The organism is Streptomyces sp. NPDC085946, assembly GCF_044540485.1.
In the GTDB taxonomy this organism is placed as follows: domain Bacteria; phylum Actinomycetota; class Actinomycetes; order Streptomycetales; family Streptomycetaceae; genus Streptomyces.
In genome coordinates this window covers 323080-346480 of sequence record NZ_JBITSF010000005.1, presented here as the reverse complement: position 1 = coordinate 346480, position 23401 = coordinate 323080, and the positions used below count along the sequence as shown (strand labels likewise).

21 protein-coding genes and 1 tRNA gene are annotated in these 23401 nt (G+C 73.1%); 15 read left to right on the top strand and 7 right to left on the bottom strand.

Annotated features, from left to right (window positions below; genetic code table 11):
• The first annotated feature begins 39 nt into the window (after positions 1 to 39).
• A complete protein-coding gene (locus ACIF8T_RS13830; RefSeq protein ID WP_400034530.1) occupies positions 40 to 459 on the top strand; it encodes a DUF485 domain-containing protein in 420 nt (139 codons plus the stop codon).
• Positions 456 to 2069, top strand: a complete 1614-nt coding sequence (locus tag ACIF8T_RS13825; RefSeq protein WP_400034528.1) for a cation acetate symporter — start codon at positions 456 to 458, stop codon at positions 2067 to 2069. Before ACIF8T_RS13830 ends, ACIF8T_RS13825 begins: the two co-directional genes overlap by 4 nt.
• Positions 2070 to 2183: 114 nt before the next feature.
• On the opposite strand, the gene ACIF8T_RS13820 is transcribed toward ACIF8T_RS13825, so the two are convergent.
• The 3 genes from ACIF8T_RS13820 to ACIF8T_RS13810 form a co-directional block, all read right to left on the bottom strand.
• Complete coding sequence (locus tag ACIF8T_RS13820) at positions 2184 to 3068, bottom strand: cellulose-binding protein (RefSeq protein ID WP_400034526.1); 885 nt, start codon at positions 3066 to 3068, stop codon at positions 2184 to 2186.
• Between the two features lie 188 nt (positions 3069 to 3256).
• On the bottom strand, positions 3257 to 5812 hold the full coding sequence (locus ACIF8T_RS13815; RefSeq protein ID WP_400034524.1) for an SUKH-4 family immunity protein: 2556 nt from the start codon (positions 5810 to 5812) through the stop codon (positions 3257 to 3259).
• A 9-nt stretch (positions 5813 to 5821) separates the two neighbouring features.
• A complete protein-coding gene (locus ACIF8T_RS13810; protein ID WP_400034522.1) occupies positions 5822 to 6841 on the bottom strand; it encodes an SMI1/KNR4 family protein in 1020 nt (339 codons plus the stop codon).
• A 307-nt stretch (positions 6842 to 7148) separates the two neighbouring features.
• Between ACIF8T_RS13810 and ACIF8T_RS13805 the strand changes: the two genes are divergently transcribed.
• A complete protein-coding gene (locus tag ACIF8T_RS13805) occupies positions 7149 to 7664 on the top strand; it encodes a YwqJ-related putative deaminase (RefSeq protein WP_400034520.1) in 516 nt (171 codons plus the stop codon).
• A 94-nt stretch (positions 7665 to 7758) separates the two neighbouring features.
• Positions 7759 to 8253, top strand: coding sequence for an SUKH-3 domain-containing protein (locus ACIF8T_RS13800; protein WP_400034518.1), 495 nt, complete (start codon positions 7759 to 7761; stop codon positions 8251 to 8253).
• Between the two features lie 24 nt (positions 8254 to 8277).
• Here ACIF8T_RS13800 and ACIF8T_RS13795 read toward each other — a convergent pair whose 3' ends face one another.
• Complete coding sequence (locus tag ACIF8T_RS13795; RefSeq protein WP_400034516.1) at positions 8278 to 9582, bottom strand: sensor histidine kinase; 1305 nt, start codon at positions 9580 to 9582, stop codon at positions 8278 to 8280.
• Between the two features lie 167 nt (positions 9583 to 9749).
• Here ACIF8T_RS13795 and ACIF8T_RS13790 point away from each other — a divergent pair, with 167 nt between their 5' ends.
• The 8 genes from ACIF8T_RS13790 (at position 9750) to ACIF8T_RS13755 (ending at position 16263) form a co-directional block, all read left to right on the top strand.
• Positions 9750 to 10622, top strand: a complete 873-nt coding sequence (locus ACIF8T_RS13790) for a hypothetical protein (RefSeq protein ID WP_400034514.1) — start codon at positions 9750 to 9752, stop codon at positions 10620 to 10622.
• Between the two features lie 6 nt (positions 10623 to 10628).
• Positions 10629 to 10699 (top strand) — tRNA-Gln (locus ACIF8T_RS13785).
• A gap of 126 nt (positions 10700 to 10825) precedes the next feature.
• On the top strand, positions 10826 to 12274 hold the full coding sequence (glmU, locus tag ACIF8T_RS13780; protein WP_400034512.1) for a bifunctional UDP-N-acetylglucosamine diphosphorylase/glucosamine-1-phosphate N-acetyltransferase GlmU: 1449 nt from the start codon (positions 10826 to 10828) through the stop codon (positions 12272 to 12274).
• Positions 12275 to 12409: 135 nt separating this feature from the next.
• Positions 12410 to 13390 carry a ribose-phosphate diphosphokinase gene (locus tag ACIF8T_RS13775; RefSeq protein WP_400034510.1) on the top strand — a complete coding sequence of 327 codons (981 nt, stop codon included), beginning with the start codon at positions 12410 to 12412 and terminating at the stop codon, positions 13388 to 13390.
• Between the two features lie 201 nt (positions 13391 to 13591).
• Positions 13592 to 14182, top strand: a complete 591-nt coding sequence (locus ACIF8T_RS13770) for a 50S ribosomal protein L25/general stress protein Ctc (protein WP_400034508.1) — start codon at positions 13592 to 13594, stop codon at positions 14180 to 14182.
• A 69-nt stretch (positions 14183 to 14251) separates the two neighbouring features.
• Positions 14252 to 14854: an aminoacyl-tRNA hydrolase gene (gene pth / locus ACIF8T_RS13765; RefSeq protein WP_400034507.1), complete on the top strand. Its 603-nt coding sequence runs from the start codon at positions 14252 to 14254 to the stop codon at positions 14852 to 14854.
• Between the two features lie 83 nt (positions 14855 to 14937).
• The gene (locus ACIF8T_RS13760) at positions 14938 to 15429 is read left to right on the top strand and encodes a hypothetical protein (RefSeq protein ID WP_400034505.1); all 492 of its coding nucleotides are present in this window, start codon (positions 14938 to 14940) and stop codon (positions 15427 to 15429) included.
• 138 nt (positions 15430 to 15567) lie between these two features.
• On the top strand, positions 15568 to 16263 hold the full coding sequence (locus ACIF8T_RS13755) for an LPXTG cell wall anchor domain-containing protein (RefSeq protein WP_400034503.1): 696 nt from the start codon (positions 15568 to 15570) through the stop codon (positions 16261 to 16263).
• A 71-nt stretch (positions 16264 to 16334) separates the two neighbouring features.
• On the opposite strand, the gene ppc is transcribed toward ACIF8T_RS13755, so the two are convergent.
• Positions 16335 to 19064 (bottom strand): phosphoenolpyruvate carboxylase, encoded by a 2730-nt coding sequence (gene ppc / locus ACIF8T_RS13750; protein ID WP_400034501.1) that lies wholly within the window; start codon positions 19062 to 19064, stop codon positions 16335 to 16337.
• A 291-nt stretch (positions 19065 to 19355) separates the two neighbouring features.
• On the opposite strand from ppc, the gene ACIF8T_RS13745 reads away from it, so the two are divergent.
• The gene (locus ACIF8T_RS13745) at positions 19356 to 20372 is read left to right on the top strand and encodes an acyl-CoA desaturase (RefSeq protein ID WP_400034499.1); all 1017 of its coding nucleotides are present in this window, start codon (positions 19356 to 19358) and stop codon (positions 20370 to 20372) included.
• On the top strand, positions 20369 to 21046 hold the full coding sequence (locus ACIF8T_RS13740; protein ID WP_400034497.1) for a TetR family transcriptional regulator: 678 nt from the start codon (positions 20369 to 20371) through the stop codon (positions 21044 to 21046). The genes ACIF8T_RS13745 and ACIF8T_RS13740 overlap by 4 nt, the downstream gene beginning before the upstream one ends.
• A gap of 12 nt (positions 21047 to 21058) precedes the next feature.
• Here ACIF8T_RS13740 and ACIF8T_RS13735 read toward each other — a convergent pair whose 3' ends face one another.
• Entirely contained in the window at positions 21059 to 21877 is an 819-nt protein-coding gene (locus ACIF8T_RS13735) for a trans-aconitate 2-methyltransferase (protein ID WP_400034495.1), read from the bottom strand.
• A gap of 125 nt (positions 21878 to 22002) precedes the next feature.
• Between ACIF8T_RS13735 and tamR the strand changes: the two genes are divergently transcribed.
• A complete protein-coding gene (gene tamR / locus ACIF8T_RS13730; protein WP_400034493.1) occupies positions 22003 to 22500 on the top strand; it encodes a MarR family transcriptional regulator TamR in 498 nt (165 codons plus the stop codon).
• On the opposite strand, the gene ACIF8T_RS13725 is transcribed toward tamR, so the two are convergent.
• On the bottom strand, positions 22459 to 23226 hold the full coding sequence (locus tag ACIF8T_RS13725; protein ID WP_400034491.1) for a LuxR C-terminal-related transcriptional regulator: 768 nt from the start codon (positions 23224 to 23226) through the stop codon (positions 22459 to 22461). The genes tamR and ACIF8T_RS13725 overlap by 42 nt on opposite strands.
• Between the last annotated feature and the right edge of the window lie 175 nt (positions 23227 to 23401).

Here is a 23401-nt window from a genome sequence, read left to right as displayed (position 1 = left end):
GTCCGCCCCGCCGGACCCGAGCCGCGCAAGGAGCACGGGATGTCCCACGACCCGTACGCCCGGAACCTGCACCCTCCGCACCGTCCCCAGGACGCCTCACCCCCGTACGCCGCCCACCCCTACCCCTGGCAGCCCGCACCGCCCCCCGAGCCGGCCGGCCACCACGGCGACCTGCGGATCCTGCGCGGCGCCTACCGCTGGCAGCGCCGCACCGCCACGCTCACCGCCCTCGGCTACTTCGTGGTCTTCCTGGTCCTGTCGGCGTCCGCGCCGTCGTTCATGACGGGCACCGTCACCGACGGCGTGCCCACCGGCCTGCTGCTCGCCCTGGTCCAGGTGCCCGTCACCTGGCTGGCCATCTGGCTGTACGAGCGCACGGCCCGCCGCCACGTCGACCCGCTCGCCGCCCGGATCCGCCGGCACGCCGAGCTCGACGCCGGGCGGGGGGCGGCCCGGTGACCACCGAATTCAGCGGAAACGCCCAGGCCATGTCCCTGGTCGGCTTCTCCGCCGTCGCCACGGTCACGCTGCTGCTGTGCGTGATGACCGGGCCCGACCGGGACGACCTCGACGAGTTCTACACCGGCTACAGCTCCCTGTCGCCGCTGCGCAACGGCCTCGCGATCGCCGGCGACTACATCTCCGCCGCGACCGTCCTCGGCACCACCGGCGTCATCGCGCTGGGCGGGTACGACGGGATCGCGCTCGCCCTCAGCACGGCCCTGTCGCTGATGCTGCTGATGTTCCTGCTGGCCGAACCGCTGCGCAACGCGGGCCGGTTCACCATGGGCGACGCGCTGGCCCTGCGCATGCCGGGACGCGCCGTGCGCATCGCCGCCTGCGTCGTGACCCTCGCCGCGCTGCTGCCGCTGATGCTGGTGCAGCTGGCGGGCACCGGGCACCTGATGTCCTTCATCCTCGGCTTCAGCGGCGAGGCGATGCAGACGGGCTGCATCATCGGCGTCGGCGCCCTGATGATCAGCTACGCCGCCATCGGCGGCATGAAGGGCACCGCCCTCATCCAGATCCTCAAGATCGTGCTGCTGCTCGGCTCCGGCGCGGTCGTCGCCGCCCTGATCCTCGCCAAGTTCGACTGGAGCCCGGGCGCCCTGTTCAGCGCGGCCGCCGGCAACAGCGGCGTCGGCCCGGACTTCCTCGCCTCCGGCGTGCAGTTCACCGGCAGCGCCAGCCCCGGCCTGGACATGATCAGCACGCAGCTGACGGTGGTCCTCGGCGGCGCCGTCCTGCCCCACATCACCATGCGCATGTACACCGCCTCCAGCGCCCCGCAGGTACGCCGGTCGATGTCCTGGGCGGTGTCCCTCACCGCCCTGTTCGTGCTCGTCATCACGGTCGTCGGCTTCGGCGCGACCGCCCTGGTCGGGCGGGAGGCCATCGCGCGGGTCGACCCCCAGGGCAACACGGCCTACCTGCTGGGCTCGGGAGCGGCGTTCGGCACCCACGTGTCCACGGCGGAGACCTTCCTGTTCACGACCGTCACCACGGCGGTCTTCCTCACCGTGCTCGCCTCCGTCGCCGGCATGATCCTGGCCTGCGCCAACTCCCTCGCCCACGACGTCTTCGCGGCCCGCGTGCACGAGATGTCACCGCGCCGCGAGATGACCCTCGCCCGCCTCTCCGCCCTGGCGGTGGGCGTCCTGGCGATCGTCCTGGCCACCATGGTCCAGCACCACAGCCTCCAGCCCCTGGTGACCACGTCGTTCTGCCTGGGCGCCTCGGCGATCGCCCCCGCCCTCGTCTACAGCCTCTTCTGGCGCCGCTACACCCGAACGGGCCTGCTGGCCACGCTGATCGGCGGCTCCCTCGCCGTGCTGGTGCTGATGCCGGGCACCAGCCTGGTCTCCGGATCCCCCGTCGCCGCCTTCCCCGACGCCGACTTCAACTGGTTCCCGTTCACCACGACCGGCGTCCTGTCGGTGCCCTTCGGCTTCCTGTGCGGCTGGCTGGGGACGGTGGCCTCCGGCCGGTCCACCACGCAGGAACAGCGGCGCCAGTACGAGGCGGTCGAGGGCTGGATCCTCGCGGGGGCGGTGCACAGGAGGAGTTGACAGCGGGCGTCGCCCGCCGGGAGCCGGCGGCGAGGGCTCCCGGCCGGGAAACCGGCGCGGGACCCCGCCGCCGCTCACCCCGCTCCCTGCCCCGTCACCCCGCCCCTCGCCCCGTCATCCCGCCCCCTGTCCCGTCACCGCGGCCAGCCTGTCCCGCATGTAGTCCATCTGCGCCCGCATGCCCTCCCCCAGCCGCCCGTGCTCGCGCAGCACCCGCTCCGTGTCCCGGGCGATCCGCTCCTCGCGCGCCCGGGCCTCCTCGACGAGCTGCGCCGCCCGCCCCTCGGCCTCCTCCTGCCAGCGCCGCGCCGACTCGGCGGCCTCGGCGAACTCCCTTTCCGCCTCGGACAGTTCGCGCTCCGCCCGCGAGAGGGACCGCGCGTGCCGCGCGTCCAGCTCCGCGGCCCGCGCGGCCTCCTCCCGCTCCAGCCCGGCCCACCGCTCGGCCTGCTCCCGGGCCTGCTCGGCCAGCATCCCGGTGCTCCGCTGCCGCATCTCGCGCAGCGCGGCCAGCGCCTCGCCGCGCCGCTCCTTCGCCTCCCGCCGGGCGCCGGCGCGCATCCCGTCGGCCTCGGCGCGCGCCGCGAGCAGCCGCTGCCGGACCCGTTCGTCGGCGTCCATGCGCACGGCGTCGGCGTACGCCCGCGCCGCTCCGCGCACCCCGTTCGCGTACGCCCGCGCCTCCTCCGCCCGCCGGTGCGCCTCCCGCCACGCCCCCTCCCGTACGGCCGCGGCCTCCTCCTGCCCCATCTCGAACAGCCGCCGCGCCCGCTCGCCGAGCGCGTCGTACGTCTGCGGAGCCAGCCGTGCCACCGCCTCCCGCAGCCGTCCCAGTTCCTCGTCCATCTCCCGGGCGAGCACGGTGAGCCGGGCGGCGCGCTCCCACGCCGCGTCACGGTCCCGGCAGAGGGCCGCGGCGTACGCGTCGACCTGTCCGGGACGGTAGCCGCGCCCCCGTGCGGCCGCGAAACCGTGCGGTGACGCCGATGTGCTGCTCATCCTGGGGCCCCTCTCCGCGGAATGGTCACCGAGTCAAAGAACATGAATCGGATGATTCCGCGCACATCTTGACGGTTCAGAGGGAAGTGTTCACAACACGACACTCCGCACCGGGCCGACGCGCGAAAGGGCCGGGCCCGGCCGACTCCGCGGTCGGCCGGGCCCGGCCCTTCGGGGACCTCAGCGCCTCACAGCAGCCCGTCCCACATCTGCTCCAGCAGCACCGACCACCAGCTCTCCGGCGACCCGAGCGCAGCCGGGTCCAGGGCGGCCAGCTGGGCCTGGAAGTCGACGGTCCAGCGGCCCGCCTGCTCCTGGTTCAGCCCGAACCGCAGCCGCCACATCCGCCCCAGCAGGGCCAGGCAGCGCTGGAACTCGGGCAGGCCGGTGTTCACGAACTGCGGCGGTACGGGCGCCCCGCCCGGCCCCGCCTCCACCGGCACGGCGACGATGTTGGCGGTGCCGTACTGCACGCAGACCGCCTTGCCGAAGTCGCTGCCCATGACCAGGTAGGAGCCCGCGTCCGAGGCCGGCCGCACCCCCCGCTCCTGGGCCAGCTCCGCCAGCGTCGGCACGGGCCGCCCCGGCTGGGCCTGCGCCCAGAAGAACGGACCCATGTCCACCGGCAGACCCGCCACCACCAGCGTGTGCGCCACGATCGGCGGCACGCCCTGCCGGGACACCGCCGCCTGCTCGAACCGGAAGATCCCCGGCCCGAACACGGCCGCCAGCTCCTGCGCGATGCCCTCCGGCGGCACCGGCGGCACCGGCGGCACGGGCGGCAGCGGCGCACGCACCGGCGCCGGACGCGCCGGGCCGTCGGCCACCTGGTGCAACTCGCCCTGGTGCGCCAGCAGTTGCCGCATGCCCTGCTGCCGGCTCGCGTGGTCCGTGCCGTACGGCGCGATGCTCGTGATGCGCGCCTGCGGCCACTGCTCGCGGATCATCCGCGCGCAGTACGCGCCGGGCAGCTCGCACGACTCCAGCTCCGTGTGCAGCTCCAGCACCTGGTCCGGGGGCACGTTCATGGCCCGCAGCTCGTGGAAGATCTGCCACTCCGGGTGCGGCGTCCCCGGCGCGGAACGCCGGATCAGCTGCTGCTCGGAACCGTCCTGCGCGCGGTAGCGCAGCACGGCCTGGTAGCCGGGGCCGACCGTCGGCTGCCCGACGGGCGGCTGCGGGTAGCCGTACGCCGGCGGCACGGCACCGGGGGGCGGGACCGCGCCGGGCGGCACCGGCCGGGGCGCGCCCGGCGTCCCCGGGGCCGGCGGGGGCGTGCCGGGAGCACCGGGGGCCTGCGGCGGCGGAGGGGTGCCGGGGGCGCCCACCGGGGGCCCGGCCAGCACGGTCTCCGCGTGGTGCACCGGCCCGCGCCCGCCCGAGGTGCCCGGCGCACCGGGCGCGCCCGGGGTGCCCGGCGCGCCGGGCGGGTGCGGGACGCCGGGTGCGCCGGGAACTCCCGGCGGGCCGGGCGGGTTCGGCGCGCCCGGCCGGCCCGGGTCGGCGAACATCGTGGCGGCGTGGTGCACACCGCCCGCGGGCGTCCCGCCGGGCGGCTGCGGGGCGCCCGGCGCCTGCGCGGCCCCCTCGGGACCGAGCGAGGACACGAACTGCGTCGGCACGTAACCGCCCGCCGCGCCACCGGGAGCACCCGGCGCACCGGGCGCGGGCGGCGGCGGGGGCGTGCCGCCCGGCCGCGCGCCCGGCGCACCCGGGACGCCCGGCGGAGGCGGCGGCGCACCCGCGCCGCGCCCGCGCCGCGGCGGCGGAGCCGCCTTGCTGGTCGCGGCGTCGGCGATCTCCCCGGCGTGCGGCGGAAGCGGCCGCTCCGCCGCACCCGGAGGCGGCGTACCCGGAACCCCCGGAGGCGGCGTGCCCGGCACACCCGGCGGAGGCGTACCCGGAACCCCGGAGGGCGGCGTGCCCGGCACCCCTGGCCCCTGCGCACCCCCGCCCGCGCCCGGCCCGCCCGCGGTGGCGTCGATCACCGGCGCGAGCGCCGTCGGCGGCAGTCGGCTGCCGCCCGACATCAGCGCCGTCTGCGCGTCCGACATCGCCGCGGGCGGCGCCCCCTCGTCCGTCCCGCTCAGCGGCGGCGCGAACACCGTCTCGGGCAGGGGCACGGAACGGTCGTCGCCGGAGTCGGCGTTGGTGTCCGTACCGGCCCACGGCGTCGCCGCGGCGGGCACGCCCGGCGCCCCCGCGGCGGACCCACCGGACACCCCGGCACCCGCGTCCGCGTCCGCGCCGGAATCGCCCCCGGCAGCCGGCCACGACGCACCGCTCCCCGGCGCACCCGGCACCCCGCCGGCGGTGCCGGACGCGGCACCGGCCGGACCCGCCGCACCGCCCTCGCCCCGCCGGTCCGGGATCCCCAGCCGGTCGGCCGCCTCCTGCAACCACTCCGGCGGAGTCAGCAGGAACGACGTCTGGTTCAGGTCCACCCGCGCCGCGGGCGCCGGCACCGGCTCGTCCCCCGCGTCCGTCCGGCCGTACTCCTCCTCGTACCGGCGGATCACCTCGCCCACCGGCAGCCCGGGCCACAACGTCGCCTCGCCGCTGTCCCGGGCGATCACCAGCCGCTGCGCGCCGCCGTCCGAACGCGGACCGTCCGCACGGTCCTCCGCCCACACCACGAACCCCAGGTCGAACTCCCGCACCCGCACCTCACGGTGCTGGTACGACGGCACGTCCCCGTTGACCCACTCCTCGGCGCGCTCCTGCGCCTGCGCGAACGTCACCATCGCCGCACCTCACTCCCCCGCCGGGGACACCGGCACGACACGCGCGAACCCGCCGTCCACCATCAGATTCGCCACCGTCTCCAACTCCGGCGGATTGCCCGCCAGCCGGGACAGGAAGGCGTCGAAGTCCTCCCCGCACGGCAGCAGCAGCCGCGCCACCCGCTCCGCCGGCGGCCACGAGGGATCCACGTCCCGCGCGTCGTCGTACGCGCAGAACCACACCGAACCGACCCGCTCGCCCTTCACCTTCACGGCCAGCAGACCGCCCTGCACGAACGCCACTCCGAGGTAGTCCTTCGTCAGGTGGTCGCGCAGGCACTTGTTCACGTACACCAGGTCGTTGACCGCCGCCTCGTCCCGCACCGTGAAGAACGGCTGGTCCACCAGCAGCCCCAGCTCCGCGTCCAGCGCCGCCCCCACCGGAGCGCACCCGCCCGCCGCCTTCAGGAACGACCGGTACGCACCCGGCAGCCGGTACCCGAGGTCCTCCTCGACCTGCAGCACCTGCGCCTCCGACACCGCCACACCCGACTTCGGCAGCCCGAAGTGCGCCGGACGCGTCTCCTGCAACGGCCGCGTCCCCCGCTTGTCCTGGTCGACCCCGGCCGTCGCCACCCCACCGTGGTGCCGCAGCAGCGCCTTCACCTCGACCGGCACCAGCTCCAGCCGCCGCGTCCCCGCCACGTGGTGCCACGTCCAGCCGTGCGGCGTCGCCACCGCCGGCACCGTGTCCCACAGCTCGTGCCCCGACGCCGCCAGCGCCGCGTTCGCCGACACGTAGTCCGTCAGCCGCAGCTCGTCGACCCCGAACCCCTCCGGCGGCTCCGCGATCTCCGCGGCCGCCCGCGCGTACGGCGAGAAGTCGGGGTAACCACGCTCGTCCACCCGCACCCCTCTCGGGTGACGGGCCGCCCGCACCGGGTCCGGGAAATGCACGACCTGCCCGGCGTAGGCCGCGTTCGGCGGCGCGGCGTGTCCCCCGGCCTGGCGGCCGGGAGGCGCCCCCAGCCCGAGCCGACCTGTCGTCATGGCGGTTGCCCCCTGCGGCATTCTGTACGACCCGTACCGCCCACCTTTGGCGCACTACGGCCCGTATCGACTGTCACGTCCCGCTCCACGCATCACCCGCGTGGACCGCGGTGCCGACAGCCTATGCGGTACGCCGACACCGGTCACCGGCACCGGTCACCAGCCCCTCCGCTTCCGTGACCAGGCGTCACCCCACCGTGACAGCCTGCCCGAACACGGGCGTGTCGCCCCGCCCCAGCTTCCACAGCGGCCACGCCGTTTGGCACTCTGTGACCTCCCGGGGGATGCACAGGAGGGGATGAACACCATGAGTGCGACACGGACAGGACCGCACACGGGCCGCTCCGGCGACCCCCGCGTCGGCTGGAGCGCCACCGACACCCCCCACGCGCCCACCCTGCGCCACCGCCGCGACGGCATCCTCCCCACCGTCGCCGCCGCGCTCTCCGTCCGCGGCGCCACCCTCACCGGCACCGCCGCCCGCGGCGACACACCCCCCGCCCTGCACCCCCTCGTCCAGGACTTCCTCGACACCCTCACCAGCGGCCAGCGCGACCGCTTCACCGGCCGCTGCGCCGAGACCATCCTCATCTCCCGGCACATCGCCGCCGCCGACGCCGCCCGCAGCAAACGCGCCGCCCGCAGACCCATGACCAACGGCGAAGCCCGCAAAGCCCTCAAACACGCCAAACTCACCGCCCGGCGCATCCGCGAGGACGGCGACCCCCTGCACGGCAGCTTCGCCGCCCCCTGCCGCGCCTGCACCGCGCTCAGCGCCCACTTCGGCGTCCGCATCGTCGACCCGGCCACCGACCAGCGCTGACCCCCGGCCCACCACCCGACCCCACCGCACCACCCACCGGACGACAGCGGCCACACCCCCGGCCGCACCCCCACCTCGACGAGACGAAGGGCAGATGCACACCGACCGCCACTCGACCACCCGATTCCCCGTCCCCGTCGACGCCGCCCTGCGCGCCGCCGGCTGGCAACCCGGACGCTGGGACATCAGACAGGCCGAGATCTGGGCCGACGCCCTGCGCGACCACGTCTCCCCCGCCGGACACCGCCACACCGTCTTCCCCGCCGCCGTCGAGGCCTGGGCCGAATTCGGCGGACTCCACATCACCCCCACCGGCCCCGGCCGCCAGGTCGCCCCCGCCGCCCTCCACCTCGACCCCCTGCACGGCCTCCACCTGGCCCGCACCCTCGGCGACCTCGGCCGCGCCCTCGACACCGAGGTCTGCCCCCTCGGCGCCGAGACCGACACCCAGGCCCTCCTCGCCATCGACGCCGAAGGCCGCGTCTACGCCCTCGACCACACCGGCGACTGGTACCTCGGCCCCGACATCGACCAGGCCCTCGCCACCCTCGTCTCCGGCATACAACCCCTCCGCCTCACCGCCGGCTGAACCCCGCCCCGCCGGAACACCGGCCTACGCCGCCGGAATCACCGCCGACACCCGGAAACCCCCCGCCTCCGTCGGCCCCGACACGAACACCCCGCCCAGCGCCGCGACCCGCTCCTTCATCCCCACCAGCCCGTTCCCCCCGGACGGCAGCCGCGCCGACGACGCCGCCTCCGGCGGCGGCCCGTTCTCCACCTGCATCGCGATCTCCGACACCCGGTGCGCCAGCCGCACGTGCGTCTTCGCCCCCGCCGCGTGCTTGTGGACGTTGGTCAACGCCTCCTGCACCACCCGGTACGCCGTCTGCTCCACCTCCGGCGCGTACGACCGCACCTCCCCCTCCACCGACAGATCGACCACCATCCCCGCCGCGGCCGACTGCCCGATCAGCTCCTCCAGCTCCGACAGACACGGCCCGCTCTCCTCCTCGACCGCCCGCGAAGCCGCCACGGCCGCCGCCACCCCCACCGCCGCCAACGGCACCGACGCCGACGCCCGCCGCTCCACGGCCTCCCCGCCACTGCGCAGCACCCCGAGCATCTCCCGCAGCTCGGTCAGCGCCTGCCGCCCCATGTCCCCCACCAGCGCGGCGTTCCTCACCGCCTTCTCCGGATCCTTGCGCGCCACCGCCTGCAACGCCGCCGCGTGCACCACCATCAGACTCACCCGGTGCGCCACCACGTCGTGCATCTCCCGCGCGATCCGCGTCCGCTCCTCGTTGCGCGCCCACTCGGCCCGCTCCTCGGCCCGCTCCGCGAGCAGCTGCAGCTCCCGCTCCAGACTGTCCGCCCGCTCCCGCAGACTCTCCATCAGCCGCCGCCGCGCCCCGACGTACAGACCCAGCAGCACCGGGGGCGCGGTCAGGCCCAGTGACGTGGTGATCGCGGCGAACGGCACGAACCAGTCCCCCAGGTCCAGGTCCCCGCGCCCCATGCCCTGCCGCACCCGCACGAACGTCACGATGAGCGTCCCCACCAGGCTCATCCCCGCCAGCGAGGCGATGATCCGCCGCGGCAGCTCCGACGCGGCCAGCGTGTACAGGCCGACGATGCCCATCAGGAAGCCCATCTGGGCCGGCGTGACCGCGATCGCCACCAGCACGACGGCGATCGGCCACTGCCGCCGCACCACCAGCACGGAACCGGCCAGCAGCCCGAACACGACACCGGCGGCCACCGGAACACCGGCGGCCCGCGCGAACGGGATCCCCTCCAGCCCGCACTCCAGCGCGGACACCACCGCCAGGCCGACATCGAGCACGGCACTGCGCCGCCTGGCCCACCACCACGGCCCTCCCCGGGCCGCCACGTGGTCTTCCCCCGTCGTGGTCATGTCTCCAGCCTACGGGCGGCCCTCGCGCGTTTTCCGGTGAGTTTCCCGGACCGGCCCCCACCACGGCGCGTGACCGGACGGAAGCGATACGCCCCGATATCCCTCGAACTGCTGAACCGCACACCGTTCGACTCCGGAACTCGCCGTTCCGCCAGGACGGTATGCCCATGGCACATGCACACGGCACACCCGCCGACTTCGAGGAACTCCGGGAACGGGCGGTGGCCCTGCGGCGGGCCGGCCGCAGCCTCCGGCAGATCCGTGACGAGCTGAAGGTCTTCGACAACGACCTCCTCAACCGCCTCGTGAAAGGAGAGCCGCCCCCCGAGTGGACCAGGCGCCCGAACGCGAAGGACGACCTCCGCGAGAAAGCCCGGGAACTCCGCCTCCAAGGGTGGACGTACGACCGGATCCGGGCGGAACTGGGCTGCTCGAAGAGCTCGATCTCCCTGTGGGTCCGGGACCTGCCGAAGCCGGAGCGGCACGACCCGGCCGAGCAGGCGAAGCGCGCCGCGCGGAAACGGTGGGAGCGCGAACTGGCGGTCCGGGACGAACAGCGGCGACGGACCAAGGCGGTCGCCGCCCAGGAGATCGGCAGGCTCTCCGACCGCGAGGTGTTCCTGGCCGGCGTCGCCCTCTACTGGGCCGAGGGCACCAAGGACAAGCCTCACGCCCGGCGCGAACGGGTCACGTTCGTCAACAGCGACCCCGACATGATCCGCCTCTTCTCGGCCTGGCTGCGCCTGCTCGGAGTGGAGCCGGAACGCATCGCGTATCGCGTGATGATCCACGAGTCGGCCGACGTCGAGCGGGCCGAGCGCTACTGGGCGGACGTGGCGCAGGCGGACCGCAGCGCCTTCGGCAGGACGACCCTGAAGCGGCACAACCCCAGGACCGTGCGCAAGAACACCGGCGACGGCTACCACGGGTGCCTTGTCCTGACCGTGCGGCAAAGCGCCGACTTGTACCGTCGCATCGAGGGGTGGTGGTACGGCATAGTAGGGGCTGCCACCGCGCCCGATCCACAAAATCGGACATAGCGGCTATCCCGGGTCGTCTAAGGGCAAGACGTCAGATTTTGGTTCTGATCATGGGGGTTCGAGTCCTCCCCCGGGAGCCCATGCACAGTTCGGGCCCTGACCCCCTCACACCGAGGTCAGGGCCCGCACTCGTACCCCCCACAAAACCCCCCGGTATCCTGCGGATGTCCACCCCCACCCCATCCACAGCCGAAGGGCATCCCGTGAGCGCCAACCGCCCGGCAGCCGTCGTCGTTCTCGCAGCGGGTGAGGGCACCCGTATGAAGTCGGCCACACCCAAGGTCCTGCACGAGCTCTGCGGTCGCAGTCTCGTCGGGCACGTGCTCGCCGCCGCCGGCGAGCTGGACCCCGAGAACCTGGTCGTGGTGGTCGGTCACGCCCGCGAGAAGGTCACCGCGCACCTCGCCGGGATCGCCCCGGACGTCCGCACGGCCGTGCAGGAGCAGCAGAACGGCACCGGCCACGCCGTCCGCATGGCGCTGGAGGAGCTCGGCGGCTCGGTGGACGGGACGGTCGTCGTCGTGTGCGGCGACACCCCGCTGCTCACGGGCGAGACGCTGCGGGCGCTGTCCGCCACGCACGGCGCCGACGGCAACGCCGTGACCGTGCTGACGGCCGAGGTGCCGGACGCGACGGGGTACGGCCGGATCGTCCGCGACGCGGCGACCGGCGCCGTGACGGCGATCGTGGAGCACAAGGACGCGACCGAGGAGCAGCTCGGGATCCGGGAGATCAACTCCGGGGTGTTCGCGTTCGACGGCGCGCTGCTGGCGGACGCGTTGAAGAAGGTGCGGACGGACAACAGCCAGGGCGAGGAGTACCTGACGGACGTGCTGGGGATCCTGCGGGAGGCGGGTCACCGGGTGGGTGCGTCGGTGGCGGGTGATCACCGGGAGATCGCGGGGATCAACAACCGTGTGCAGCTGGCCCAGGCGCGGCGGATCCTGAACGACCGGTTGCTGACGCGGGCGATGCTCGCGGGTGTGACGGTGGTCGATCCGGCGTCGACGTGGGTGGACGTGGGGGTGACGTTCGAGCAGGACGTGACGGTGCACCCGGGGACGCAGCTGCACGGTGCCACGCATCTGGCGGAGGGCGCCGAGGTGGGGCCGAACTCGCGGCTGACGGACACGCGGGTCGGTGCGGGGGCGCGGGTGGACAACACGGTGTCGGTGGGTGCGGAGATCGGTCCGGAGGCGTCGGTGGGTCCGTTCGCGTATCTGCGGCCGGGGACGCGTCTGGGGCCGAAGGGCAAGATCGGTACGTACGTGGAGACGAAGAACGCGTCGATCGGTGAGGGCACGAAGGTGCCGCACCTGTCGTACGTGGGGGACGCGACGATCGGTGAGTACACGAACATCGGTGCGGCGAGCGTCTTCGTGAACTACGACGGGCAGGAGAAGCACCACACCACGGTGGGGTCGCACTGCCGTACCGGTTCGGACAACATGTTTGTGGCGCCTGTCACGGTCGGGGACGGTGCGTACACCGCCGCCGGGTCCGTGATCACGAAGGACGTGCCGCCCGGTTCGCTGGCCGTGGCCCGTGGTCAGCAGCGGAATATCGAGGGTTGGGTGGCTCGCAAGCGTCCGGGGAGCGCGGCGGCGAAGGCGGCCGAGGCGGCTGCCCGGGAGACCGGTGGCGAGGACTGACCGGAAACCGGTGCGTCGGACACGGCGTACCGTGATAAGTGCACACCCGCACCCCTACCAGCTGAGACGGCCTCTCTCACCCAGCTGAGAGGTCTCTCGACAGCCAGCTGCGACATACCTCTGAGGAGAAAGTCTGTGACCGGGATCAAGACGACCGGCGAGAAGAAGATGATGTTCTTCTCCGGCCGCGCCCACCCCGAGCTTGCCGAGGAGGTCGCCCAGCAGTTGGGTGTCGGGGTCGTCCCGACGAAGGCCTTCGACTTCGCGAACGGCGAGATCTACGTCCGTTACCAGGAGTCGGCGCGTGGTGCCGACTGCTTCCTGATCCAGAGCCACACGGCTCCGATCAACAAGTGGATCATGGAGCAGTTGATCATGATCGACGCGCTGAAGCGTGCGTCGGCGCGGTCCATCACCGTCATCGTGCCGTTCTACGGTTACGCGCGGCAGGACAAGAAGCACCGCGGACGTGAACCGATCTCGGCGCGTCTGATCGCGGACATGATGAAGACGGCGGGTGCCGACCGGCTTCTGACGGTGGACCTGCACACGGACCAGATCCAGGGCTTCTTCGACGGTCCGGTGGACCACCTGTTCGCGCTGCCGCTGCTGGCGGACTACGTGGGCAAGAAGGTGGACCGGGAGAAGCTGACGGTGGTGTCTCCGGACGCCGGCCGGGTGCGGGTGGCGGACCGCTGGTGCGACCGGCTGGGCGCGCCGCTGGCGATCGTGCACAAGCGGCGGGACAAGGACGTCGCGAACCAGGTCACCGTCCACGAGGTCGTGGGTGAGGTGAAGGGCCGCGTGTGCGTCCTGGTGGACGACATGATCGACACCGGTGGGACGATCTGTGCCGCGGCGGACGCGTTGTTCGCGCACGGTGCGGAGGACGTGATCGTGACGGCGACGCACGGTGTGCTGTCGGGTCCGGCGGCGGACCGGCTGAAGAACTCGCGGGTGAGCGAGTTCGTGTTCACGAACACGCTGCCGACGCCGAACGAGCTGGGCCGTGATCTGGACAAGATCAAGGTGCTGTCGATCGCGCCGACGATCGCGAGCGCGGTGCGTGAGGTGTTCGAGGACGGTTCGGTGACGAGCCTGTTCGACGAGCAGTAGGGGTTCGCCGGCCCCGTCGGGGGGCGTGGAGATCGTTTTGGGTGCGGCCTCCTTCTCCGAGTAGACTGCTGCAGTTGCTCGGCGAGGGAGGCCGTACCGCTTCACAGGAGGCTCGTACGGCGGTCCGTAATCGACGCGCTCTTCGTAGCAGGCCGTTCGTGGCCGGGTGACCACGTCCGTTCTGATCTATGAGGAGTGATCATGTCCGAGGTGAAGCTCGCCGCCGAGACGCGCACCGAGTTCGGCAAGGGTGCCGCGCGTCGTATCCGTCGTGACAACAAGGTTCCGGGTGTGCTGTACGGCCACGGTTCGGACCCGCTGCACCTGACCCTTCCGGGTCACGAGCTGCTGCTGGCGCTGCGTACGCCGAACGTCCTGATCGCGCTGGACATCGACGGCAAGACGAGCGAGCTGGCGATTCCGAAGTCGGTGCAGCGCGACCCGCTGAAGGGCTTCCTGGAGCACGTGGACCTGCAGCTGGTCCAGCGTGGCGAGCAGGTCAACGTGGAGATCCCGGTGCTCACCGAGGGCGAGCTGGCCGCGGGTGGCAACCTGCTGGAGCACGTGCTGAACGCGCTGCCGGTCGAGGCCGAGGCCACGCACATCCCGGAGTCCGTGACCGTCTCCGTCGAGGGTCTGTCGGCCGGTGACTCCGTCCTCGCCAAGGACATCGCGCTGCCCAAGGGCGTGACGCTGGCCGTGGAGGAGGACGCCGTGGTCCTGCAGGTGCTGGCCGCGCAGGCCGAGGAGGCCGCGGAGGGTGCCGAGGGCGAAGAGGCCGCCGAGGCCTGATCCTCGCCGTCATCGTGTGGTCGGCCGCTGTTCCCGTGCGGGGCAGCGGCCGACGCGTATCAAGGAGACATGGACGTGACGACCGACGCGGGCGCCCCCTGGCTGATCGTGGGGCTCGGCAATCCGGGGCCCGAGTACGCGATGAACCGGCACAACGTGGGGTTCATGGTGGCCGATCTGCTGGCGGAGCGGATCGGGGGGAGGTTCAAGCGGGCCGGGAAGGCGCAGGCACAGGTGGTCGAGGGGCGGATCGGGCCGCCCGGGCCGGGGAGCCGGCGGGTGGTGCTGGCGAAGCCGATGTCGTACATGAACCTGTCGGGCGGGCCGGTGAACGCGCTGCGGGACTTCTACAAGGTGCCGGTGGCGCATGTGGTGGCGGTGCACGACGAGCTGGACATCGACTACGGGACGCTGCGGCTGAAGCTGGGCGGCGGGGACAACGGTCACAACGGGCTGAAGTCGATCACGAAGGCGATGGGGTCGGACTACCACCGGGTGCGGTTCGGGATCGGCCGGCCGCCGGGGCGGATGCCGGTGGCGGATTTCGTGCTGAAGGACTTCGGGTCGGCGGAGCGCAAGGAGCTGGACTGGTTCGTGGACCGGGCGGCGGACGCGGTGGAGTGCCTGGTGATCGACGGGCTGGAGCGGGCGCAGGGGACGTACAACTCCTGAGCCGGGGGACGGGGGTGGACAACTGCTGACTTGTCCCCCACCGGAGTTGACCGGCCGTGCAGGTATGGCCAATGATCCCGGCCATGCCTGCCTCCGCCGTCTCCTCCCGCCGGGCCCCGTCCGCCGCGCTGCGCTGGGGGCGGCTGCTGGCGATGGGGGCGGTCGCGGTGCTGATCCTGGTCGCGGGGGTGTGGGCGTCGTGGGGGACGGCGCAGCACGTGATGCTGACCAAGGGCCGGGAGCGCGGCACGATCGAGGTGACCCGGTGCCGTGCGGGGACCTGTTCGGGGCCGTACGCGCCGCTGTCGGCGGGGTCGCAGCCCCGGCCGAGGGTCGTCATCGAGGACTCGGTGGCGGTGGCGGAGGACCGGACGTACACGGTCGTGGTGAAGCCGGGCGGTGACGAGGTGGTCCGGTCGGGGCCCGCCGGGGTGCTGTACGCGTGGGTGCCGCTGGGCGGGGCGCTGCTGCTGGCGTCGGTCGTGGTGGCGGGCGGGCTGGCGCGGACACGGGCCGCGTGGGTGCTGGCGGGGGCCGGGCTGGCGCTGCTGACGGCGGCGTTCGTGACCATCTGAGGGATTGGCGCGTTCTCCACGTCTGTGGAGGGTCCGAGTGTGGCCGGTTCGTGATGGACAGGCCGCCGGGCGGGGCTGGATGCTGAGCCGCCCCCTCCACGTCTTCCCGTTCCCGTCTCGAAGATGGACGTCTGCCTCATGCGTACTCTCTCCCGCGCCGGTGCTGTCTGCGCCGTCGCTTCCGCGGCCCTCGTGTTCGCTCCGGCCGCCCGTGCCACGGTTCCCGGTGACAACGGGACGGTGAAGATCCACGACGCCGCGACCGACGAGGAGCTGCGCCGCAACGAGCCGCACGTGTGCGCGTTCTACCTGGACGCGTTCGGGTTCGACGGCGGTCAGCGGGTGGACTGGCGCATCGAGGCGGTCGCGCCGAGCGCGAACAAGGGCGAGACGGTGGAGTCGGGCGCGCTGACGCTGGACGGCGAGGGGCACGGCCGGACGGCGGACCTGTCGCTGCCGGACGGGCACTACAAGCTGTTCTGGACGTTCGAGGGCGAGAAGGGCGCGGCCAAGCACAAGGTGTTCTGGTCGGAGTGCGAGGACGGGGAGCAGGAGGGCGGCGGCGCGGTGCCGTCCGGTTCGGCTTCGCCGTCGGTGTCGGCGTCGGTGTCGGCGCCGGCCGCTCCGTCGGGCGCTCCGGGGGCGTCGGTGTCCCCGGGGTCGTCCGCGGGCGGGGGCACGGCCGCGTCGCCGTCCCCGCGGGGCGCCGCGGAGGGCGACCTCGCGGAGACGGGCAGCGGGGTGCCGGTGGGTCTGCTGTCGGGTGCCGCCGCGGCGCTGCTGGCGGCGGGCGGCTGGCTGGTGGCCCGGCGCCGCGGGGCCGGCCGGAGCTGAGGTGACGCGCACAGGGGTGTGCCCCCGGGTCCGTACGGGCCCGGGGGCACACCCCTTCTGCGGCGGGCGGGTCAGCCGGTGTTGCGCAGGCCCGCGGCGACGCCGTTGACGGTCAGCAGCAGGGCGCGGGCGAGCAGCGGGTCGGCTTCCCGGCCGGCGGCGACCGCGTCGCGCTGGCGCTTGAGCAGGGCGACCTGGAGGTAGGAGATCGGGTCGAGGTAGGCGTCGCGGATGGCGAAGGTCTGCTTCAGGACCGGCTGGGCGTCCAGCAGTTCGTCCTCGCCGGTGACGCGCAGGACTTCGGTGACGGTGAGTTCGTGTTCGGCCTTGATGGTGTCGAAGACGTGCTTGAGCTCGTCCGGCACGAGGGTGTCGACGTAGTGCTGGGCGATCCGCAGGTCGGTCTTGGCCAGGGTCATCTCGACGTTGGAGATGAAGTTGCGGAAGAAGTGCCACTGCTGGTGCATCTCGTCGAGCACGGTGTCCAGGCCGGCCTCGCGCAGGGCCTTCAGGCCGGAGCCGACGCCGAACCAGCCGGGGACGATCTGCCGGGACTGGGTCCAGCCGAACACCCAGGGGATGGCGCGCAGGCCGTCCAGCGAGACGCCGGAGCCGGGGCGGCGGGAGGGCCGGGAGCCCAGGTGCAGGTCGGCGAGCTGGTCCACCGGCGTCGACGCGAGGAAGTACGTCGGCAGGTCGGGGTCCTCGACGAGGCGGCGGTAGGCGGCGTGGGCGGCGTCGGAGACGACGTCCATGGCGGCGTCCCAGCGGGCGAGGGCCTCGGTGGACTGGCGGGGTGCGGTGTGCAGGGCGGAGGCCTGGAGGGTGGCGGCGACCGTCAGCTCCAGGTTCTCCCTGGCCAGGGAGGGGATGAGGTACTTGTCGGAGATGACCTCGCCCTGCTCGGTCACCTTGATCTCGCCCTCCAGGGTGCCCCAGGGCTGGGCGAGGATGGCGTCGTGGGTGGGGCCGCCGCCGCGGCCGACGGTGCCGCCGCGGCCGTGGAAGAGGCGCAGCCGGACGCCGTAGCGGTGGGCGACGTCGCGCAGGCGGCGCTGGGCGCGGTGGATCTCCCACTGGCTGGTGGTGATGCCGCCGAACTTGGAGGAGTCGGAGTAGCCGAGCATGACCTCCTGGACGTCGCCCCGCAGCGCGACCAGGCGCCGGTAGGACGGGTCGGAGAGCATGTCCTCCAGGATGGTGTCGGCGGCCTTCAGCTCGTCGGTGGTCTCCAGCAGCGGCACGATGCCGATCTTCGCCCAGCCGGCGTGCAGGTCGATCAGGCCGGCCTCGCGGGCGAGGACGGCGGCGGCGAAGACGTCGTCGGCGCCCTGGCACATGGAGATGATGTACGACTCGATGACCTCGGGTCCGAAGACCTCCAGGGCCCGCTTGACGGTCTGGAAGACGCCGAGGGTCTTCTCGCCGGCCGCGTCGACGGGGGCGGGGGTCGGGGCGAGCGGACGCCGGGAGCGGAGCTCCTTGGCGAGCAGCTTGGCGCGGTACTCGCGGGGCATGTCGGCGTAGCGCCAGGACTCCTCGCCGAGGCGGTCGAAGAGCTGGCCGAGGGCGTGGTGGTGGGCGTCGGCGTGTTCGCGGACGTCCATGGTGGCGAGCTGGAGGCCGAAGGCGGCCAGGGTGCGGATGGTGCGGGAGAGGCGGCCGTCGGCGAACAGGCCGCCGCGGTGCTCGCGCAGCGAGGCCTGGATGATGCGCAGGTCCTCCAGCAGCTGGCCGGTGCCGAGGTAGTCCCGGCCGGGCTCGTGGGGGGTGCCCTTGGCGAGGCGCTGCTTGGTGTTCTCCAGCTTCTGCCGGATGCAGGTGGCCTTGAGCCGGTAGGGCTCCTCGGCGTTGAGGCGCTTGTAGCGGGGGCTGATCTCGGGGAGGTTCTCCAGGTCGGCCCGGAGGGAGGTCAGCAGGTCCTCGGTGGCGCCGGCGTAGCGGATGGAGTTGGACAGGAAGCCGCGCAGCTCGTCGATGGTCTCCAGCGCGTCGTTGATGCCGTGCTCGTGCTGGAGGATCAGGATGTCCCAGGTGACCTGGGGGGTGACGTTGGGGTTGCCGTCGCGGTCGCCGCCGATCCAGGTGCCGAAGGTCAGGGGGCGGGTGTCGTCGGGGAGCTTGACGCCGACGCGCTCCAGTTCGGCGGTGAGGTCCTCCAGGACGTCGCCGACGGCACCGGCGTGCAGTTCGTCGAGGTAGTAGATGGCGTTGCGGGCCTCGTCGGCGGGCTCGGGGCGCACCACGCGCAGCTCGTCGGTCTGCCAGACGAGGTCGATGTTCTCGGCCAGCCGGGTGTCGAGGCGGCGCCGGTCGGAGGCGATGACCGGGGTCTCCAGGAGCGCGGCGATGCGCCGGAGCTTGTTGAGGACCGACCGGCGCGCGGCCTCGGTGGGGTGGGCCGTGAACACCGGGCGGACGTTGAGGTTGCGGACCGTCTCGCGCAGGTGCTCGGGGTCGGCGTCCTTGAGCCGGTCGGCGGTGCGGGCGAGCAGGCCGCCCTCGGCGGCGCGCTTGGCGCGCAGTTCGCGGCCGCGGTGCACCTGCTCGGTGACGTTGGCCAGGTGGAAGTAGGTGGAGAAGGCGCGGACCAGCTTGGCCGCGGTCTCCAGTTCGGTGCCGCGCAGCAGCTCGGCGGCGGCCTCGCCGTCCTCTCGGGTGAGGCGGCGTACCTTCTCGACGAGTTCGAGCAGCTCGGGGCCCTCCTGGCGGACGAGGGTCTCACCGAGGAGATCGCCCAGCCTGCGGATGTCGGCGCGCAGCTCGCTGCTGGTCGTGGTCTGGTCGTCGGCACTGCTCACAGGTGCGGCTCCTTGCAGTGTTGAAGCTCGTCTGGGAGGGGAACCCGGACGGCCTCTCGCGCGGCGGGAGCCGCTTACGGATCGGACATCCGGGAAAACTTCAGAGCGGACCGCGCTGTCCGACCGACACAAGGATAGGTGTCGGCCGTGACGCGCAGGCTCACGGGCTCTTGCCGGGGCCCGACGCGCTGCCATACTTACGGAGCCGTAGGTTACGGAACCGTAGGAAGTGCTGTTCGGCTCCGGCGGCCCGGTATCGCCTCAATCCACAAAACCCCACAGGGGACGCGTATGACCAGTAGTTCCGATGTGATCGACGAAGCGCCGAAGACGCCCGGCCGGACCGGTGACGACGTAGCCTCCGCCACGCTGGGCGGGGAGCGGAAGCGCTCCGTCGAGCAGATCACCCTTCTTCTCTTCATCATCGTTCCGTTCGTGGCGCTGCTGGCCGCGGTGCCGCTGGCGTGGGGCTGGGGGGTGAGCTGGCTGGACCTCGGGCTGCTGGTCTTCTTCTACTTCCTGGGCTGCCACGGCATCACCATCGGCTTCCACCGCCACTTCACGCACGGTTCGTTCAAGGCCAAGCGCCCGCTGAAGATCGCGCTGGCCATCGCGGGGTCGATGGCGGTCGAGGGGCCGCTGGTCCGCTGGGTCGCCGACCACCGCAAGCACCACAAGTTCTCCGACGCGGAGGGCGACCCGCACTCCCCGTGGCGGTACGGCGAGACGGTCCCGGCGCTGATCAAGGGCCTGTGGTGGGCGCACATCGGCTGGATGTTCGACGAGGAGCAGACCCCGCAGGACAAGTACGCCCCGGACCTGATCAAGGACCGGACGCTGCGGGCGATCTCCCGGCAGTTCGTGCTGTGGACGATCGTGTCGCTGGGGCTGCCGGCGCTGATCGGCGGTCTGGTGACGATGTCCTGGTGGGGCGCGTTCACGGCGTTCTTCTGGGGGTCGCTCGTCCGGGTGGCGCTGCTGCACCACGTGACCTGGTCGATCAACTCGATCTGCCACGCGGTCGGCAAGCGCCCGTTCAAGTCGCGCGACCGGTCGGGCAACGTGTGGTGGCTGGCGATCCTGTCCTGCGGCGAGTCCTGGCACAACCTGCACCACGCCGACCCGACCTCCGCGCGGCACGGGGTGATGCGCGGCCAGCTGGACTCCTCCGCCCGCCTCATCCGCTGGTTCGAGGTGCTCGGCTGGGCGTACGACGTGCGCTGGCCGTCACGCTCGCGTATCGATTCGCGCCGGAACACCACCGAAGGCCGCTCCCGGCAGGGGAAGGAACCCGTCGAGGCGGCATGATGGTCGGCGTGGCGACCGACTCGAGCAGCACTCCCAGCAATGACAAGCCGCGGCGCGCACGGCGGACCCGGATGACCGGTGCGGAGCGCCGCCAGCAGCTGCTGGAGATCGGTCGCACCCTCTTCGCCGCGAAGGGGTTCGAGGGCACCTCGGTGGAGGAGATCGCGGCGAAGGCCGGGGTGTCCAAGCCGGTGGTCTACGAGCACTTCGGCGGCAAGGAGGGGCTGTACGCGGTGGTGGTGGACCGCGAGATGCGGCGTCTGCTGGACATGGTGACCAGCTCGCTGACCGCCGGCCACCCCCGCGAGCTGTGCGAGCAGGCCGCGTTCGCGCTGCTGGACTACATCGAGGAGTACACGGACGGTTTCCGGATCCTGGTCCGTGACTCCCCCATCCCCCAGTCGACGGGGACCTTCGCCTCGCTCATCTCGGACATCGCCACCCAGGTGGAGGACATCCTGGGCCGCGAGTTCAAGTCCCGCGGCTTCGACCCGAAGCTGGCCCCGCTGTACGCGCAGGCCCTGGTCGGCATGGTCGCCCTGACCGGCCAGTGGTGGCTGGACGTGCGCCGCCCGAAGAAGGCGGAGGTCGCCGCGCACCTGGTGAACCTGGCGTGGCACGGGCTGGACGGCCTGGAGCAGAAGCCGCGGCTGATCGGGCACCGCAAGAGCTGACCGGGCCGGCGGTCACCGCTCCCGGCGGGCCACGGCGAACACCCGGCGGAACGGGAACGCGGTGCCGTGCGGCCGGGCCGGGTAGGCCTCGCGCAGGGCGTCCCGGTACTCGGCGACGAACGCCTCCCGCGCGTCCGGCTCGTCGGCCAGGGCGGCCAGGACGGGCCGCAGCCCGGTCCCCGTCACCCAGTCCAGCACCGGGTCCTCCCCCTGCAGCAGGTGCACGTACGTCGTCTCCCACACGTCGGCGGCGCAGCCGAGGGCGGTCAGGTGCTCCAGGTAGGCCTCGGGGGTGAGGACGGCGTCGTCGTGGCGCAGGGTGCCGGCGAGGCGGCCGCGCCAGCGCGGGGAGCCGGCCAGGTCGCGCATGAGCCGGTGGCTGGGGGCGTCGAAGTTCCCCGGGACCTGGAAGGCGAGGGTGCCGCCGGGGGCCAGCGCGGCGATCCAGTCGGGGAAGCGGCCGGCGTGTCCCGGGACCCACTGCAGGGTGGCGTTGCTGACGATCAGGTCGCAGGTCTCCGCGGGCGTCCAGGTGCGGGCGTCGGCGTGGGCGAAGTCGAGGCGGCCGCCGCCGGGCGTGGGGCCCTCGTGCTCGACGTGGGCCCGGTCGAGCATCTGCGGCGAGTTGTCGTAGCCGGTGATGCGGGCGGTGGGCCAGCGCCCGGCGAGCAGGGCGGTGGCGTTGCCGGGGCCGCAGCCGAGGTCGGCGATGCGGGGCGGGTCCCCCGGGAGGCGGGGGACGCGGGCGAGCAGGTCGAGGAAGGGCCGGGCGCGGTGGCCGGCGTGGCGCAGGTACTGGGCGGGGTCCCAGGTGGGGGTGGCTGAGGACATGACGCTCCTGGGGGACCGGTGGCCGTGGTCGGCCCGGGTACCCAGCGTGACCACCTTTTTATCTTGATGCCAAGAGACTCAACATCAAGAGACTTCATGTCGACACAACCACTACACTGATCGCCATGGAGGACGAGGTCGATCGGCTGGTCGCAGCGTGGCGCCGGGAGCGCCCTGACCTCGACGTGGAACCGCTCGAGGTCCTCAGCCGGGTGAGCAGGCTCGCCCGGCACCTGGACCGCGCGCGCCGGCTGGCCTTCGCCGAGCACGGCCTGGAGCCGTGGGAGTTCGACGTCCTGACCGCGCTGCGCCGCGCGGGCTCCCCCTACCAGCTCTCGCCCGGGCAGTTGCTGACCCAGACCCTGGTCACGTCGGGCACCATGACCAACCGCATCGACCGCCTGGCCAAGAAGGGCCTGGTGGAGCGCCTGCCCGACCCCAGTGATCGGCGGGGCGTGCTGGTCCGGCTCACGGAAGACGGCCGGGACCGCGCGGACCAGGCGCTGGCGGGCCTGCTGGACCAGGAGCGGGCGATCCTCGCCGAGCTCTCCCGCGCCCAGCGCGGCGAGCTGGCCGCCCTGCTACGCCAGCTGACCGCCCCGTTCGACAACATCCCCGGCTAGGTCCGCCGGCCCGACACCGGCCCGCCGGGCGAGCGCGACGGCGGCGAGGGTGGAGTGCACGCCCAGCTTGCCGAGCACGTTCTGCATGTGGGTGCGCACGGTGTGCGGGGACAGGTACAGCCGCTCCGCGACGGCCTTCCTGCCCAGCCCGGCGACCATGCAGCGCAGCACCTCGCGCTCCCGCGGGGTGAGCGACTCCACCAGCCGCTCGCTCTCGGTGCGGTGCTTGCGGGCCGCGGTCAGCTCGCGCAGCACGCCCGTCAGCAGGGCGGGCGGCAGGTGGGTCTCGTCGCGCAGCACCCCCCGGATGACCGTGAGCAGCCGGGACAGCGAGCAGTCCTTGGCCACCCACCCGGAGGCGCCGGCCTGCAGGGCGAGCGCGGCCCGGCGCGGATCGTCCTTCTCGGCGAGCACGACCGTGCGCACGTGCGGCTGCGCGGTGCGCACGCCGGCGACGAGGGAGATCCCGTCGACGAGTCCGTCGGCGTTGCCGTCCTGCACCGGCACGGCGGGCCGGACGCCCGGCACGTTGCCCCCCAGATCGGCGTCGACGAGCAGCACGTCGAACCGCCGCCCCTCGGCGGCCGCCCGCTCCAGGCTGCGCAGCGCCGCCGGGCCGCTGCCGGCCGCGGACACGTCCACGTCGGGCTCGGCGGCCAGCGCCGCGGCGAGCGACTCGGCGAAGATGCGATGGTCGTCGACGACCAGGACTCGGATACGAACCACGAAACCCCCTTCCCCACGCTCTCGGAGAGCCGGGGATACACCGTCGTCGGAGGACAGCACCGGCGCGGGTACGACGCCGGAGTGCCCAGGCCTGCCGCGCCGTTCGTCCTCGCCGCCACCTGGCCGGGGCGCCGCGGCCGCACGGCCGCCGCCGTGCAGGAACCGCTACCCCCGC

Bases quoted from the DNA above. Each gene is read 5' to 3' on its own strand.
- ACIF8T_RS13810 (WP_400034522.1), bottom strand. From the start codon at position 6,841: ATGACGACAGGTCGGCTCGGGCTGGGGGCGCCTCCCGGCCGCCAGGCC.
- pth (WP_400034507.1), top strand. From the start codon at position 14,252: ATGGACGTGACGACCGACGCGGGCGCCCCCTGGCTGATCGTGGGGCTC.
- ACIF8T_RS13770 (WP_400034508.1), top strand. From the start codon at position 13,592: ATGTCCGAGGTGAAGCTCGCCGCCGAGACGCGCACCGAGTTCGGCAAG.
- ACIF8T_RS13830 (WP_400034530.1), top strand. From the start codon at position 40: ATGTCCCACGACCCGTACGCCCGGAACCTGCACCCTCCGCACCGTCCC.
- ACIF8T_RS13805 (WP_400034520.1), top strand. From the start codon at position 7,149: ATGAGTGCGACACGGACAGGACCGCACACGGGCCGCTCCGGCGACCCC.
- ACIF8T_RS13755 (WP_400034503.1), top strand. From the start codon at position 15,568: ATGCGTACTCTCTCCCGCGCCGGTGCTGTCTGCGCCGTCGCTTCCGCG.
- ACIF8T_RS13820 (WP_400034526.1), bottom strand. From the start codon at position 3,068: ATGAGCAGCACATCGGCGTCACCGCACGGTTTCGCGGCCGCACGGGGG.
- ACIF8T_RS13760 (WP_400034505.1), top strand. From the start codon at position 14,938: ATGCCTGCCTCCGCCGTCTCCTCCCGCCGGGCCCCGTCCGCCGCGCTG.
- ACIF8T_RS13745 (WP_400034499.1), top strand. From the start codon at position 19,356: ATGACCAGTAGTTCCGATGTGATCGACGAAGCGCCGAAGACGCCCGGC.
- ACIF8T_RS13795 (WP_400034516.1), bottom strand. From the start codon at position 9,582: ATGACCACGACGGGGGAAGACCACGTGGCGGCCCGGGGAGGGCCGTGG.
- ACIF8T_RS13740 (WP_400034497.1), top strand. From the start codon at position 20,369: ATGATGGTCGGCGTGGCGACCGACTCGAGCAGCACTCCCAGCAATGAC.
- ACIF8T_RS13800 (WP_400034518.1), top strand. From the start codon at position 7,759: ATGCACACCGACCGCCACTCGACCACCCGATTCCCCGTCCCCGTCGAC.
- ACIF8T_RS13735 (WP_400034495.1), bottom strand. From the start codon at position 21,877: ATGTCCTCAGCCACCCCCACCTGGGACCCCGCCCAGTACCTGCGCCAC.
- ACIF8T_RS13815 (WP_400034524.1), bottom strand. From the start codon at position 5,812: ATGGTGACGTTCGCGCAGGCGCAGGAGCGCGCCGAGGAGTGGGTCAAC.
- ACIF8T_RS13790 (WP_400034514.1), top strand. From the start codon at position 9,750: ATGGCACATGCACACGGCACACCCGCCGACTTCGAGGAACTCCGGGAA.
- tamR (WP_400034493.1), top strand. From the start codon at position 22,003: ATGGAGGACGAGGTCGATCGGCTGGTCGCAGCGTGGCGCCGGGAGCGC.